This window comes from Oribacterium sp. P6A1 (genome assembly GCF_000702885.1).
Lineage (GTDB): Bacteria > Bacillota > Clostridia > Lachnospirales > Lachnospiraceae > Oribacterium.
This window is the reverse complement of sequence record NZ_JNKO01000039.1, coordinates 1-15,670: the sequence shown is the minus strand read 5'-3', so window position 1 is coordinate 15,670 and position 15,670 is coordinate 1. Positions and strand designations below refer to the sequence as shown.

Sequence of the window (15,670 nt, the reverse complement as noted above, 5' to 3'; positions counted from 1 at the left end):
AAACGGATATGGTATCCGGGGGCAATATATCATGTGATGAGCCGGGGGAACAGAAGATCCAGTATTTTCAAGGAAGAATGGGATTATGAGATGTTTATAGTATGCCTTAAGAACGTTATCAGGGATACAATAATCTGCCAAATGGAGTCATTCGCTGTGGATGTTTGGCACATTTCCGACGTAAGTTTTATGAGGCGATACCTTCAGCCGATCGGAAAACCGAAGCTCTTCAGATAGTTAGGTTATGGTGCTCAAATAACGTTGAGCGCTTACGGTTGAGAGTGCGGAAGTTAACATAAAAGTTACTTAACGAAAAATTCATACATAAATGAGTATTTCTGTGATATCTTATACATGGAAAGATGTCTTTTCTTGTATTTCTTTTATTGGTGCCATTGTGAATGGCGTTTTAAGCAAGAAAAGAACGGAGGAAAACATGGATAAGGTGATGAATATTGCTAGCTATATTTGCGAAGAGTATAGAAAAATTTCTGGCGAGGCAATAGATGAAATGAAGTTACACAAATTGCTTTACTTATCGCAGAGAGAAAGTTTGGCAATTACAGGAGAACCGTTATTTAGTGAAGCATTTGAAGGGTGGAAGTACGGACCTGTATGCGTATCTGTAAGAATTCATTTTTATGACGGAATAATGAATCAGGGGGATGCAAAGGATATTTCAGATTCGGCAGCATATATTGTCAAAAATATGATTCTACAATACGGTGAGTTAGCTTCATGGAAGCTTAGTCAAATCTCTCATGAGGAGATTTCGTGGAAGAATTCTCGAAGAGGATTAGATATAAATCAGCATGGAAATGTTGAGCTTAATCTAGAAGATATAAAGATTGATTCAGAAAAAGTAAGACCATATGACTCGATCTATGATATGTATCTTGACGAATTTGAAGATTATGAGGAAACCAAATGATAGGAAAAGCATATAAATCTTTGGTTCCTTATTATGATGTCATCGCAAAAAAACAGAAATTCAAAAGTAGACCTTGTTTGATAATTGGACAAGCTGATGCTGGAGATTATGTTGTATTGCCGATTTCATCAATTACGGACCGTAGTAGAGTTCATCCTAAATATGACATGCCTTTGGATACTGCAAAGTTTACTTTTCTTACAAAGGATTCATATTTAAGAACGCATAAGCAGACGGTTGTCAATATTTCAAATCTTAGAGATTAGTTGTCTGATTTTCGTACAGATTATGAGGGCGCATATATAGATGCGTTAGCACTTGTTGAAGAATTCCAAGCACAAATGATAGTTGATGCAATGAACTGAGTATACAGTAAACTGGTTCTGTCAGGGTGAATAACATTTGGGGCATGTACTAATGGTAGGTAGTTTCTGTTAAGTTAAAGTGGCCGCACGACTGGATTAAGTATCTGGCCGTGCGGCCAATTGTCGTTTAATCATTTATCTTTATAAAAAATTTAGTGCTGGTGGATCTACCTGTAGTTGCTGCATATGATAAGTATTTTACCAAAGAGGAAAGAAATGATCATACATCCCATCCCACCGTTATACGATGATAATTCAAAAGTTCTTATTCTTGGAAGCTTTCCTTCTGTCAAATCAAGGGAGGCACAGTTTTTTTATGGGCATCCACAAAACAGATTTTGGAAGGTCATGGCCGCTGTTTTTCATGAAAGAGTACCTGATACAGTTTCTGAAAAACGTGATTTTCTTTTGAGAAATCATGTTGCTCTGTGGGATGTTATTCATTCCTGTGAGATAGTCGGTTCATCGGATTCAAGTATAAAGGATGTTATTCCGAATGATTTAAGACTTATACTTGATACAGCAAGTATAGAAAGAATCTATGTGAACGGGAAGACTGCAGAAAAGTATTATAAAAAATATATTGAAAAGTCCCTTGGAATCAAGGCCGTCTGCCTTCCTTCCACAAGTCCGGCCAACGCGGCATGGAATCTTGACAGGCTGATCGAAGCATGGAAAGTGATACATGAAATCTAACAGGATTATATCTTGTGGTGGCCGGATCATGAGTGATGTCCGTTGTATTAAGAATACGGGGAATAGGAATAGTTGCGATGAATTTTTCTGATAAGTGATTGATAATTTAAAATACAGTTAATAGAAATATGTGATAATCAGTTTGGGAGCTGTTAGTAAGATGGTATGAAAGGCAGTAGTCATTAAACAATAGGCTTTACAAAATGGAGGATTACATATGATTAAAAATCAATGGTATGCAGTTCTTTCATCACATCAACTCAAGAAGGGAAAGATTATAGGCGTCAGGAGATTCGGTGAGGATATAGTTTTTTTCAGGACAGAGAGTGGAGAGATAGGCTGTCTTAACAGTAGGTGCGCGCACAGGAAAGCCTCTCTTGAAAAAGGCTGGATCAGTAATGAACATATCAAGTGTCCGTTTCACGGCATAGAATATGATATCAATGGTAAATGTGTGTATGTTCCGGCTGAAGGAAGAGCTTCGGTTTATGACCATTCAAGATTCCATATGAAACGTTACCATACAAGAGAGATAGGAGGCATCATTTTTGTATGGTATGGTGAGGGAGAACCTGATATAGATCCGGATGTATTTGATGTGATTAAGGATTCATCCTACAGCTATGATCATATGGAGGACTTTTGGTCTGTTGACTACTCGAGGGTCATAGAGAATCAGCTTGATGTTTCGCATCTTGCATTTGTTCATCGTGATACCATTGGACGTGGAAATAAAACACTGTGTAACGGACCGAAGGTGGTATGGATTGACAGAAACACACTTAAGACCAGTGCCGACAATGAAGTTGATGTGGGACAGACTCCTAAATCTTCAGAAGAGAGCGTGCTAAAAAGTACAAATCTGACATTTAAGTTTCCCAATATGTGGCTTAATCATGTCACCGATAAGCTGATGATACTTGCGTTTTTTATACCGGTTGACGATGAACATGCAATTATCGCATTGAGATTCTACAACAGATTTACGGGGATTAAGGCTATAGACAGGGTGATAGCCATATTAGGAAGTATTGCCAACAGAATCATTGAACGGCAGGATAAACGGATCGTAGAGACTGAGCTTCCGAAGAAAACCGGAATGTTCATAGGAGAATGTCTTTTGGCGTCGGATCTGCCCATACTTGAATACAGAAGGAGAAGGGCTGAACTTCAGAAGGAAAGTACAGTGAAGGATGATGCTTATGCATCGGCTTCTTCTGATGATAAATCAAATGTTGGAGCCGGAACTTTTGATCATGAGTTTTTGAGGAAATTGAGTTTTCGTAAAGGAGATGTGACTATGTCTGAAAACAGTATTAAAACCGATGGCAATGAGCTTAACCTAAAATCAGAGATGAATACAAAGGCGATGTACAGGCTTTCCTACGGCCTTTTTGTATGTACGGTCAAAGATGGCAAAAAGACCAATGGCTGTATCATCAATACTGCGATTCAGGTGGCATCTTCGCCTAACCGGATTTCAATTGCGGTAAACAAGGCAAATTACACCCATGACATGCTGACAGAAACAGGTCGCTGCAATGTTTCTGTCATAAGTACAGAAGCGGAGTTCGAGCTTTTTAAGCACTTCGGTTTTCAATCCGGAAGAGACGTTGATAAGTTTGACGAGAGCTTCAATGCGAAGGATTACAGGATTGCGGAAAATGATATTCCTTATATAACAAAGGGAACCAATGCTTACTTCTCATTGGAAGTGAAAGAATCCGTGGATCTGGGCTCCCATACCTTGTTTATATGTGAACCGGTCATGATGGAGGTGCTGTCGGATGCTGCTTCCTGCACCTATGAGTATTATCAGAAGAACATCAAACCAAAGCCCCAGCCTGTTGGAAAAACAGCAACAGGGAATACTGTTTGGAGATGTACCATATGCGGATACGAATGGGAAGGGGAAGAGCTGCCGGATGATTTCATTTGCCCGATATGTAAGCATCCTAAAGCGGATTTTGAAAAGATAATAGGATGAAGCAGTAAAGTGATATACTATGAACAAGTGAAGATGTTCTATATGGCATCTATGAAACAAAGTCATTTAAACAGAGTTGTGTTGTGAAAAGTTTCTAGGTAGGGTGAACAATATGTGTACAGCTGTTAGATTTAGTGACGATAAGGGAAATATGTATCTTGGCAGAAATCTTGATTGGTCGGTAGGATACGGACAGAAGGTCATGATCACTCCCAAAGCTTATGTCTTGAATTCTGCATTTCAGGGAAAGCTGAGTGTCAAGTATCCGCTTATTGGAATGGGAATTGTGCAGGAAGGGATTCCGCTGTATTTTGACTGCGGAAATGATGCAGGGCTTTCCATTGCCGGGTTAAACTTTCCGGGTTACGCACAGTATGAGCCTGCACCGGTCGAAGGTAAAACAAACATAGCGGCATACGAGTTTCCGCTTTGGATTTGCATGAATTTTTCTACTGTTGCTGAAGTGGAAAAGGCGCTTGAAACTGTAGCTATAGTGGCATGGCCGATAAATGAGAAATATCCGGTATCGATGCTGCATTGGATCATAGGCGATGCCAAACGCAGCATTGTGGTCGAGTACACAAAAAATCACATGGAAGTCTATAAAAATGATGTTGATGTACTGGCTAATCAGCCGGGGTTCGAGTGGCATCGCGAGAATCTTCGTAACTACATGAATCTTGATAGCGATATGCCGGAAAAGGTTGTCTGGAAAGATGTGAAGATGACACCTTTCGGTTCTGGCTCCATGATGCGAGGGTTACCGGGAGATTACTATTCCACATCCAGATTTGTCAGGGCAGCATATCTGAATAACCACTATCCTGTAAAATCCAATGAGGATGAGAACGTTTCCAGAATGTTCCACACTCTGTCAGGTGTTGCCATGATAGACGGTGCAGCAGAAATGCATGATGGAATGTACGAGAAAACTATTTACACCGGAGGATTTTCTTCAGCTACAGATACCTATTACTTCAATACTTATGAAGACCCGGCAATAAAAAGTGTTCACATGAAGGACTATGATTTGAATGGAAAAGAGTTATTTGTTGTCGGTGACTAACAGGCAGAAGCGTTTTCTGCTATGATGCATAATAAAAAAAGAGGCTCAAGCTAGTGATAGATACCTTCTTTACCGGACAACCGGAAGGGAGAGTACATATCACTAGTGGAGGTTTCTTTTTTATTGTGCAAAAATATTTACAATGCCACTCGATTTTGTTAAAAATAAAACGAAGTGTGATTCTTAGCAAAATTAAATAAATGAAGGAACGAATATGTCTTATAAAAAAAGAATCGCCCATGGCAGTGATTCATCAATACGATATATACATATAATCCGTATCATAGGAGTGCTGATGGTGGTGATGAGCTTTGTGTCGATCATGGTCTATTTCAGTGTGAAACCGGATTTTTCCGCCAGCCAGAAGGAAAATGCTCATCTCATCGGAGTCACTTATATGACTATGAACAACGAGTTTTACGGGATCGTGAACGAGCAGATAAATCACAGAGTTGAAGCGCAGGGCGACAACATAGTTTTGAGAGACCCGGCGCTTAGTGTGGAACGACAGATATCTCAGATAGAAGAGATGCTTGATATGGGTATAGATGCGCTGGTGGTAACTCCGGTTGATGCGTCTGCACTTACGGAAGTGATGAAAAAGGCAAAATCCCGGGGTGTAAAGATAGTGGTCGTGGACACGGAACTTGAAGATCCGGAGCTTGCAGATGTGACTATCAAGTCTGACAATTATAATGCTGGAAAAGCTATAGGACAGTACTACTGCTCCAAACATCCGGAGGGCTCCAGAGTGGTTGTTATGACACACGATGAAGCTATGTCCGGGCGCCAGCGGGTACAGGGTTTTCTTGATGCTGTCAGTCAAAACGAGAAAACAAATCTTGTAGGGGAGATACCCTGTGAGGGACAGTATGAGATAGCACTTCCCGGACTTGAGGGATTTATACAGTCGGGCAAAGAATTTGATGTGGTGTTCTGCTTAAATGACTTTGCAGCGCTTGGTGCAGCAACAGCTCTTGAGAAGTACGGTATGCTTGATCAGGTCGAGTTATATGGTGTAGATGCATCCCCTGATGCCAAAGCTCTCATCAATGAAGGCAGGATGCAGGCATCGGCGGCCCAGTTTCCGACACGTATCGGTACGGAGGCAGCAGACTCCCTGTATGCACTTCTTAACGGAGAAACCGTCCCGGGTGAAGTTGTGGTTCCCGTTCAGGTGGTCACTAAATCTAATGTTGCATCATTTACCATAGACAGGTGGCAGTAGGATGGAAGAAGTATTAAATCAGAATCGGGATGGGATCAAGAGGGTATCTGCTCAGCTTTTTTCTTTGATGCAGCTGTTCAATTGTCTCATGATAATGTTTATCACTCTGGTAACGGCGCATGCCATGCACGGGTTTATACTGGAGGGCAATGCATTTGACCTTATCACAAAGTGCCATGCAACCATAGTTTACTGGAAGATTCCGGTTATCGCCGGGATTCTGTACATAAGCCTGCTTTTACTGCTGTCCATAGAGTGTAACAATCATATAGAACTCATAGTGAAGCTGTGGCTTGAGATCGCAGTCAGTGCCGGACTGTTTTACTGTACAGGGCTGTCCTATACGGTAATGGTACTTCTGATACTGGCGGATATAGTCAGAAACAGGATAGACTGGAGTAAAAAGATCCTTTATATCGTACTGCTTTCCTGTGTGGATCTGGTACTTAACGGCAATGTTCTTTCAGGGTATGCCAATCCGGTTTCTGTAAACCAAATATGGACCTACTACCGGCCTGATGTCGCTTCTGTTTTCTCCGGTGCCATCAACATCATGTTCCTTATAGATGTGTTTATCTTCATTCTCTACATGGTGTTCCTCATACTGGAACAGATGAGTGAGAAGGAGAGGATCGCGGCGCTTTACAGAGAGCTTTCAATTGCAAATCACAAGCTTGCGGAGGCAAACAAGCAGCTGGAGGAGTATACTGAGGAGCTGGTAAGTGCTGCGGAGACCAGAGAGAGGAACCGTTTTGCACAGGAGATACATGATACCCTGGGGCATGCCCTCACAGGAATCGTCACAGGTATAGAAGCCTGCATCATGCTTATGGATATTGCGCCGGATGCCACCAAGGAGCAGCTCAAGGCCATCGAGGAGGTTGCGAGACAGGGCATCACAGATGTCAGACAATCGGTGAAAGCATTGAGACCTGACGCACTGGAGAGACTAAAGCTTGAGGATGCGCTTCTCAAGATAATCGATGAAACCATGAGGTCTACAGGCATTACCATCAATTACAACTGTACCACGTCACTCCTTAATTTAAGTCAGGATGAGGAGGATGCCATATACAGAATCGTGCAGGAGAGTGTGACCAATGCTATCCGCCATGGTAAGGCTGATGTCATAGACATTGGCATCGGAAGAGAAGACGGACTTCTGAACATAAAGATTAAGGATAACGGAATCGGCTGCGGAAAAGTGTATAAAGGCTTCGGCCTCCACCATATGCAGGAGAGGCTCAGTCTCCTGAAAGGAACGCTTAGCTATGACGGTTCTGATGGCTTTACGATCTATGCCTCAATTCCCATAAGATGGGGCAACAGTGCAGAAGAAAAAGAGGATTAAAGTAAAATGATTAAGATTTTGATTGCTGATGATCAGGAGCTTTTGAGACAGAGTCTCATGATCATACTGAAGAATACACCGGATTTTCAGGTTACGGATGCTGTCTCTGACGGCAGGGAAGTCATCCGTTCGGTCAGAAACGAAAAGCCGGACATCATCCTCATGGATATCAGAATGCCGGGTATGGACGGAGTGGTGTGTACACAGATCATCAAAGAACAGTATCCTGAGATAAAAATCATCATCCTTACAACCTTTGATGATGACAAATATGTGTTTGATGCGCTTAAGTACGGGGCAAGCGGCTACCTCCTTAAAGGTATCTCGGTAACGGAGCTTTCGGATGCCATAAGAAAGGTTTACAACGGTACAGCTATAATCAACGAAGCGGTGACTTCCAAGGTGGTGAATCTTTTTTCTCAGATGGCCAAATCAAACATTGCCAATGAAGTTGACGACGATATGGTGAAGGACCTCCGGGAGAATGAATGGAAAGTCGTAGTGCTTGTGGGCAGAGGACTCTCCAATAAGGAAATCGCGGCAAAGCTTGATCTCTCTGAGGGTACGGTTAGGAACACACTCAGTACTGTGCTCAGTAAGCTGAACCTAAGAGACAGAACCCAGCTCGCCATATGGGCGGTTCAGACCGGTACGGTCAATAAATATATAGACAACTTGTGAGGACTATGGTGAAAAGAAGATACAGATTACTACTAAGCGCTGTGCTGGTATTTTTGGCCGTACTTGTCGTATATGGCTTTCTTCCTCTAAGTCCCGGAAGTCAGAATGTGCTCACAGTCGGAGCCTTTGCGGGAAGTTACTGGAGTCTGCAGAATGGTAATTCCTACAAGATACTTGATGATGCCATCGATCTTTTTGAAAAGGAAAATCCGGGAGTCAGAGTTCAATATGTGAGCGGCATCACGAGAGACCAGTATCAGGAGTGGCTTTCCGGGAAGAAGGCAGAGGGGAAGATGCCGGATGTTTTTCTGGTTCCCTCAGATAGTTTCCAAAGCTTTGCGGAAATAGGTGCGATGCAGAGCCTTGATGGTTTCATGAAGCATGACAATGATTTTTCCGAGGATGTGTTTTATGAAAAGGCTCTTCAGAGTGGACGATACAGAAATATGCTGTACGCACTTCCGTATGAATGTTCACCCGTAATTATGGTCATGAACAGGACATTGCTTCAGGACAACGGCATTCCGGAACCTCGGAAGGACTGGACCTGGAATGAGTTTTATGAGGCCTGCAGGATGACAGGTGTGTCGGAAGGAGAGGCTTCCGGGCAGTATGGGGTCATAGATTACAGCTGGAAGGATGCCTTTGCAGCAAACCGGGTAAAGCTTTTCAATGACAAGGGTACAGCCTGTGACTTTACAGGAGATAACATAAATGAGGCATTGATACTTTTGGAGCAGCTGTCAAAGCTTCCGAAAGGCAAGGTGATCTCCGCCGGTGATTTCTATAAGGGAGTGGTTGCATTCGAGCCGATGTCCTTTGCAACATACAGGGCGAGGGTCCAGAATGACCTGAGCTATCAGAACTACTCGGATTTTGAGTGGGGCTATACATCCATGCCGGCAGGTACTGCAGGTGACAATGTTTCGCGACTGGACACACTCACTGTTGCCATATCATCTGATTCACACAGTAAAAGGGATGCCTGGAGGTTCATAAAGACCCTTACAGCGACTGAGGCCATACAAAAAGAGATATATGACTATTCAGAGGGGCTGTCACCCCTTAAGTCAGTTACGGAAGATCCTGCGATGGAAGAGTATGTGCTGGACCGTTACGGAGTGGTTCTGGACAGAGATGTGATTACTTATGTCATGGAAAGAGCGGAAAATGAAAACCGCTTTCCCGATTATGAGGAGCTGGAGACTGAGGTGACCACTGCGGTGGACTCGATTCTTGAGGATAAGTCCAATATCCGTATGGAACAGATCATATGGAACCGAAGGATCAACAATTACATAAAGAAATTAAGCTATTAAATATTAAGGTTAAAGAGTTCTCTGCACTTGCTGCGGAGAACTCTTTTTTTACAAATGACAAATGTCATGTCCTTTGGAGTACAAATTACTTGTTGAATCAGTGACGCATGTTACCTGATTTAATGTTTTGAAATCGTTATAGTATCTGTGTGATCAGACAGAACGTGGCTCCGGTTTACGGGCCGGGCAGCTGATGATTTGAAGTAACTGTTGTAAGTAACTTAAGCTCTTACAGAAAGTGTGTAATGGGCTGGGTTCTCAAAGGGGAGGTATATGTATGAAATATGTTGTACTGGTCAGTCACGGTGAATTTGCTCCGGGGCTGAGGAGTGCGGCCTGCATGCTTGCCGGAGAAGACAGGGAAGATCTTCTGGCAACAAGTCTTAAGGACGGCATGGGTGCAGATGAGTTTTGCGAGAACGTTAGAGAGATGCTCAAGGCAGTAAAGGAAGAAGATGAGATCATACTTTTTGGTGATCTGATCGGCGGTTCACCACTTACCAATGCAGCCAATGTTATCTCTGAGCTGGGACTTCTCGGAAGAACAAGGATGTTTGGAGGAATGAATCTTCCGCTGGTCATCACAACAGTGATGGGAAAAGATGATGCAGAAACTGATGAAGTTCTTGCAGATGCTCTGGAGGGTGCAAGAGACCAGTTGCACGAGTTCAGGATTGAAGCAGAGGATGAGGAAGAAGAACTTTAAATTATATGAGCCGGTTGGATCTGCAGCTCTATGGCAGAGATAAACGGCAAAAATATGCCTTTATAGAGGAGGAAGATATGGCAGTAACATTTTTACGAATTGATGACAGAATGATCCATGGACAGACAGTAACAAGATGGGCACTTGAGTACCCTTGTGACGGACTCATCGCAGTTAATGATGCAGCGGCAGCAAGTCCTGTTTTGAAGGCTGCTTACAAGAGTGCTTCTGACAAGAAGACCTTTGTATGGGGCGTAGATGAGTTCATCGCCAAGAGCAAGAAGGTAATCGAGTCAGATACACGTTACTTCGTTATCACCAAGAATCCGGTTGATATGAAGAAGATACTTGTTGATGCAGGTTTTGTACCAGGCGATGTCAAGACTGTCATCGTTGGACCTTGCAACGATAGACCGGGAGCTGTAAAGCTTGGAAACAATCAGTCGATCACTCAGGAAGAGGCACAGGCTCTTGAGGATATCAAGAACAAAGGCTATGAAGTAGAGTTTGCACTTCTTAAAGAAACATCTATCGGTAACTGGAACAAGTTCAGAGGTCAGTTTGGCTTTAACTAAATGATAAACTAAGGAGATTAATCATGAACATAAGTGTTATTCAGGCTATAATTCTCGGTTTGTTTGCATCTCTTTCAAGTATGCCGGGACTTGGCGGAACATCTATCGGTAACTACACACTGGGACGTCCTCTGGTTGGCGGACTTATATGCGGTATCGTTTTGGGAGATATCCCGACAGGTATCCTGGTTGGATGTGCGATGCAGGTTGTTTATATCGCGCTTGTAACACCGGGCGGAACAGTTTCAGCAGACGTTCGTGCCGTATCTTATATCGGTATCCCTCTTGCGATGCTTGCCCTGAAGAGCTACGGACTTGCTGCTGATTCAGCAGAAGGTATCGCTCTTGCAACATCATTCGGAACCATGGTAGGTACTATCGGAACTGTTCTTTTTTACGGAACAGCTACTATGAACCTCATCTGGCAGCACATGGGCTGGAAGTGGGTTGATAACAGAGAGTATCATAAGCTTTATCTTGTAGACATGGTTCTTCCATGGATATCACATATCACATTTTCACTTATTCCTACAGTAGTTATGTGTCTCCTCGGTGAGCCTGTTGTAAATCTCATCAAGACATCACTTCCTATGGATGGAATCCCAATGAAGACACTCTTCACAGTTGGTGCACTTCTTCCCTGCGTTGGAATCGCAATCCTTTTAAAGCAGATCGTCAGATCGGTAATTGATTTCGTACCATATCTTTTCGGATTTACACTGGCAGCTTCTATGGGCCTTAATCTTGTAAGTGCAACAGTTGTTGCGGCAATGTTTGCAATTGTTATCTACAACCTTAAGATGCTTCAGCTCAAGAAGGCAGCACCTGCAGCAGCCAATGCTTCAAACAATAACTGGGATGATGACGAGGAGGACATTTAAAATGGCTGAGAAGAAAATATCGAAGAAGACATTATCAAAAGCTTTTCATAACTGGTATTACGGTAACCTGACATGCTTCTCTCAGGAGCACATGCAGACCTTTGGCTATCTCTGCTCCATGCTTCCTATAGTAGATGAGCTTTATGATGACGAAGACAAGAAGGCTGAGGCAATGGATACATACCGTGCTTTCTTTAATACAGAGCCTCAGCTCGGTGCAATCATAGTCGGTGTGACAGCCGGACTTGAGGAGGCAAGAGCCAATGGAAATAAAGAGGTAGACTCAGAGACTATCAACGGTCTCCGTGCAGGTCTCATGGGACCTATCGCCGGTATCGGTGATTCACTTGTAGTAGGAACTGTGATCCCGATCCTTCTCGGTATCGCCATGGGTATGTCAGGCGGCGGCTCTCCGATGGGTGCTATATTCTACATGCTGGTTTGGAACCTGTTCGCTTACTTCGGAATGAAGTTCATCTATAACAAGGGTTATCAGATGGGTACAAAAGCTGTTGAGTTCCTTGTAGGCGATATAGGAATGGCTATCCGTGAGGCAGTCACAACACTCGGCGGTATAGTAATCGGTGCGGTAAGTGCCACATGGGTCAGTGTAAAGACCAGCTTCCATCTCGTAAATGCAAGCGGTGAGGCTTACATGGTTCTCCAGGAGAAACTCGATGGAGTATTCCCGGGAGTGCTTACAGCTATCGTAGTAATCTTCTGCTGGTGGCTCATGGCCAAGAAGCAGTTCAGCCCTATCAAGGTTATGCTTCTCCTTGTGGTTATCGCCTTCGCAGGTGTAGTACTTGGATTCTTCAATCCGGGTCTTTCATATTAAGACTGACTGGTGAGTTACCAAGAGGCAAAAATTTTAATAGCGCATTTGCAGGCGCTTCGTTAATATGGAGTTTAGAAAAGCCGGCAGGAGAAATGTTATTTATAATAACATTTCTCCTGCCGGCTTTATTAATTATTTGCAACATATAGTAAAGACTCTTGGAAAACATTGCAAAATACACAGTGATATCTTATACTGACTGTAATTTTATAGCAAAGAGGAATTGTTATTAATAATAACACAAGGAGATATAAACAGTATGAAGACATTATCACAGGAAAAGCTGGCAGAGCTTGTAAGTACTAAACGTAAAGAGAAGAAGATGACACAGCAGCAGCTTGCTGATGCAACTGGTATAAATCGCGCCATGTTCAGCCATATTGAGTCAATGGAGTATGTGCCATCCATACAGCAGCTTGAAAAAATCGCTTCGGTATTGGGATTTGATCCTACGGAGGTTTTTTTGGACTATGATGGAGCTATGACTTTTGAAGCGAAATCACCTATGAATATCGCGGTGGCCGGTACCGGTTATGTCGGACTTTCCATTGCGACACTGCTGGCTCAGCACAATCATGTTACGGCGGTAGACATTATCCCTGAGAAGGTTGAACTTATCAATAACAGAAAATCACCGATTCAGGATGAGTATATAGAGAAGTACCTTGCCGAAAAGGAACTTGACCTTACGGCGACTCTTGATGGAGAGGCTGCTTACAGGGATGCGGATTTTGTTGTCATTGCGGCGCCTACAAACTATGATGCAAAGAAGAACTACTTTGATACAAGCGCTGTTGAAGCGGTCATTGAACTGGTTCTTAAGGTGAATCCTAAGGCCATTATGGTTATCAAGTCTACTATTCCGGTTGGCTATACAGAGTCGGTGAGAAAGAAGTATAACACCGAAAACATTATCTTCAGTCCGGAGTTCCTTCGTGAGTCAAAGGCACTTTATGACAATCTGTACCCTTCGAGAATTATCGTTGGAACTGATAAGAACAATGAGCGTCTGGTTGAGGCGGCACATACTTTTGCGGCACTTCTTCAGGAGGGAGCCATCAAGAAGGGTATCAGCACTCTGTTCATGGGATTAACGGAAGCCGAGGCAGTAAAGCTTTTTGCCAATACTTATCTCGCGCTTCGTGTATCATACTTTAATGAGCTTGATACCTATGCGGAGTCAAAGGGACTGAATACTAAGGACATCATAGATGGTGTAAGTCTGGACCCTCGAATCGGTACACATTACAACAACCCGTCTTTCGGTTATGGCGGATATTGCCTTCCTAAGGATACAAAGCAGCTTCTTGCAAACTACAAGGACGTTCCTGAGAATCTGATTGAAGCAATAGTGGAATCCAACAGAACCCGTAAGGATTTCATTGCGGACAGAGTACTTGATATCGCAGGAGCCTATGGTAATTCCGAGGGATTTGATCCTGATAAGGAGCATGAGGTAGTTGTGGGAGTTTATCGACTCACCATGAAGTCCAATTCCGATAATTTCAGACAGTCATCTATTCAGGGTATCATGAAGAGAATCAAGGCCAAGGGCGCCAAGGTTATAGTCTTTGAGCCTACACTTGAGAATGGAACTACCTTCTTCGGTTCTGAGGTTGTGAATGACCTTACGGAGTTTAAAAAGAGAAGCGGCGCCATCATTGCAAACAGATACAATGAGTGTCTTGATGATGTGAAGGATAAGGTTTATACAAGGGATCTTTTTGGAAGAGACTAAGTATAAATCTTGGAAAATGTATTGTTCATGCAAGACATTTCACATAGATAGAGAAAAGAATGCATTTATAAGTAAGGTGAAAGAACTTTGGGGAATATCAGGTTATGACTAAAGATAAGATTGAATTAAACGGGAAAACAATTCTCATTACCGGTGCAGCCGGTTTTATAGGATCAAATCTGGCCATGAGAGTTCTTAAGGATTTTAATGATGTGACAGTAGTGGGATTCGACTGCATCACAGATTATAATCCGGTTGAACTTAAGGAGTGGCGTCTTAAGCAGGTTGAGAAAACTGCAGAGGAAACCGGAAACAAGTGGATTTTTATCAAGGCTGATCTTTCGGACAGTAAGGCGGTTTTTGATGTGTTCGCTGAGTACAAGCCGTCAGTTGTAGTTAACCTTGCGGCTCAGGCAGGCGTCAGGTATTCCATTGACCATCCGGACACTTACATTAACAGTAATCTGATAGGATTTTACAATATCCTTGAAGCCTGCCGTCATTCCTATGACGGTGGTGAGCTGGGAGTTGAGCATCTTGTGTATGCTTCAAGTTCATCTGTATATGGCGGAAACAAAAAGGTTCCTTTCAGTACGGATGACAAGGTTGATAACCCGGTTTCGCTTTATGCTGCAACCAAGAAGAGTAATGAGCTCCTTGCGCATGCATACAGTAAGCTTTACAACATTCCGTCAACGGGACTTAGATTTTTTACGGTTTATGGCCCTGCCGGAAGAACTGATATGTTCTATTTCAGTGCCACCAATAATCTGCGTGCCGGAAAGAATATAAAGATTTTTAATTTCGGTAACTGTAAGCGGGATTTCACCTATATTGATGACATCGTTGAGGGTGTTCTGCGTGTGATGCAGGGAGCGCCTGAGAAGGCCCTTGGAGAAGATGGGCTTCCGGTACCTCCATATGCGGTTTATAACATCGGCGGTGGTGCTCCTGAAAATCTTCTGGACTACATCACTGTGCTTCAGGAAGAACTTATCCGCGCGGGAGTTCTGCCGGCTGATTATGATTTTGAATCTCACAAGGAGCTTGTTCCAATGCAGCCCGGCGATGTGCCTGTGACCTATGCGGACAGTGAAGCTCTGGAAAGGGATTATGGATTCAGACCTGCCATTGGGATCAGGGAGGGCCTTGGAAAGTTTGCGGAGTGGTATAAAGAGTATTATGGCTGAATAGCAGGTGGAGATAATTTAGATAGTGTCAGGTGGATTTTGAGAAGATTCTAAGACGATGAAATTCTCATAATCGGAAGAAATAACTATAGATTTTCAAGGCTCCTTTATGATAATC

15 protein-coding genes and 2 pseudogenes are annotated in these 15,670 nt (G+C 43.1%); all 17 read left to right on the top strand.

Going from position 1 to position 15,670, the window contains the following annotated elements:
- Positions 1-110 precede the first annotated feature (110 nt).
- Positions 111-209: pseudogene (locus T515_RS18095) on the top strand (IS66 family transposase); the annotation flags it as partial.
- Between the two features lie 227 nt (positions 210-436).
- Positions 437-931 carry a Panacea domain-containing protein gene (locus tag T515_RS14560; protein WP_036612765.1) on the top strand — a complete coding sequence of 165 codons (495 nt, stop codon included), beginning with the start codon at positions 437-439 and terminating at the stop codon, positions 929-931.
- The gene (locus T515_RS14555; protein ID WP_036612780.1) at positions 928-1,197 is read left to right on the top strand and encodes a hypothetical protein; all 270 of its coding nucleotides are present in this window, start codon (positions 928-930) and stop codon (positions 1,195-1,197) included. The genes T515_RS14560 and T515_RS14555 overlap by 4 nt, the downstream gene beginning before the upstream one ends.
- 285 nt (positions 1,198-1,482) lie before the next feature.
- Positions 1,483-1,992: a DNA-deoxyinosine glycosylase gene (locus T515_RS14550; protein ID WP_036612762.1), complete on the top strand. Its 510-nt coding sequence runs from the start codon at positions 1,483-1,485 to the stop codon at positions 1,990-1,992.
- 217 nt (positions 1,993-2,209) lie between these two features.
- A pseudogene (locus T515_RS18515) lies at positions 2,210-3,157 on the top strand (Rieske 2Fe-2S domain-containing protein); the annotation flags it as partial.
- A 189-nt stretch (positions 3,158-3,346) separates the two neighbouring features.
- Positions 3,347-3,979 carry a flavin reductase family protein gene (locus tag T515_RS18510; protein ID WP_036612774.1) on the top strand — a complete coding sequence of 211 codons (633 nt, stop codon included), beginning with the start codon at positions 3,347-3,349 and terminating at the stop codon, positions 3,977-3,979.
- Between the two features lie 112 nt (positions 3,980-4,091).
- Entirely contained in the window at positions 4,092-5,045 is a 954-nt protein-coding gene (gene bsh, locus T515_RS14535) for a choloylglycine hydrolase (protein ID WP_036612759.1), read from the top strand.
- Between the two features lie 214 nt (positions 5,046-5,259).
- Positions 5,260-6,273 carry a sugar ABC transporter substrate-binding protein gene (locus T515_RS14530; protein ID WP_036612756.1) on the top strand — a complete coding sequence of 338 codons (1,014 nt, stop codon included), beginning with the start codon at positions 5,260-5,262 and terminating at the stop codon, positions 6,271-6,273.
- 1 nt (position 6,274) lies between these two features.
- On the top strand, positions 6,275-7,624 hold the full coding sequence (locus T515_RS14525) for a sensor histidine kinase (protein WP_051671785.1): 1,350 nt from the start codon (positions 6,275-6,277) through the stop codon (positions 7,622-7,624).
- 6 nt (positions 7,625-7,630) lie between these two features.
- A complete protein-coding gene (locus T515_RS14520; RefSeq protein WP_036612753.1) occupies positions 7,631-8,305 on the top strand; it encodes a response regulator transcription factor in 675 nt (224 codons plus the stop codon).
- A 5-nt stretch (positions 8,306-8,310) separates the two neighbouring features.
- Positions 8,311-9,624, top strand: coding sequence for an extracellular solute-binding protein (locus tag T515_RS14515; protein WP_081832851.1), 1,314 nt, complete (start codon positions 8,311-8,313; stop codon positions 9,622-9,624).
- Between the two features lie 277 nt (positions 9,625-9,901).
- Complete coding sequence (locus tag T515_RS14510) at positions 9,902-10,330, top strand: PTS sugar transporter subunit IIA (protein WP_036612748.1); 429 nt, start codon at positions 9,902-9,904, stop codon at positions 10,328-10,330.
- 77 nt (positions 10,331-10,407) lie between these two features.
- Positions 10,408-10,905: a PTS system mannose/fructose/N-acetylgalactosamine-transporter subunit IIB gene (locus tag T515_RS14505; protein WP_036612746.1), complete on the top strand. Its 498-nt coding sequence runs from the start codon at positions 10,408-10,410 to the stop codon at positions 10,903-10,905.
- Positions 10,906-10,928: 23 nt separating this feature from the next.
- Positions 10,929-11,786: a PTS mannose/fructose/sorbose/N-acetylgalactosamine transporter subunit IIC gene (locus T515_RS14500; protein WP_036612743.1), complete on the top strand. Its 858-nt coding sequence runs from the start codon at positions 10,929-10,931 to the stop codon at positions 11,784-11,786.
- A 1-nt stretch (position 11,787) separates the two neighbouring features.
- Positions 11,788-12,624 (top strand): PTS system mannose/fructose/sorbose family transporter subunit IID, encoded by an 837-nt coding sequence (locus T515_RS14495; protein WP_036612740.1) that lies wholly within the window; start codon positions 11,788-11,790, stop codon positions 12,622-12,624.
- Positions 12,625-12,883: 259 nt separating this feature from the next.
- The gene (locus T515_RS14490; protein WP_036612738.1) at positions 12,884-14,362 is read left to right on the top strand and encodes a nucleotide sugar dehydrogenase; all 1,479 of its coding nucleotides are present in this window, start codon (positions 12,884-12,886) and stop codon (positions 14,360-14,362) included.
- A 104-nt stretch (positions 14,363-14,466) separates the two neighbouring features.
- Positions 14,467-15,552 (top strand): NAD-dependent epimerase/dehydratase family protein, encoded by a 1,086-nt coding sequence (locus T515_RS14485; protein WP_036612736.1) that lies wholly within the window; start codon positions 14,467-14,469, stop codon positions 15,550-15,552.
- The last annotated feature ends 118 nt before the right edge of the window (positions 15,553-15,670 follow it).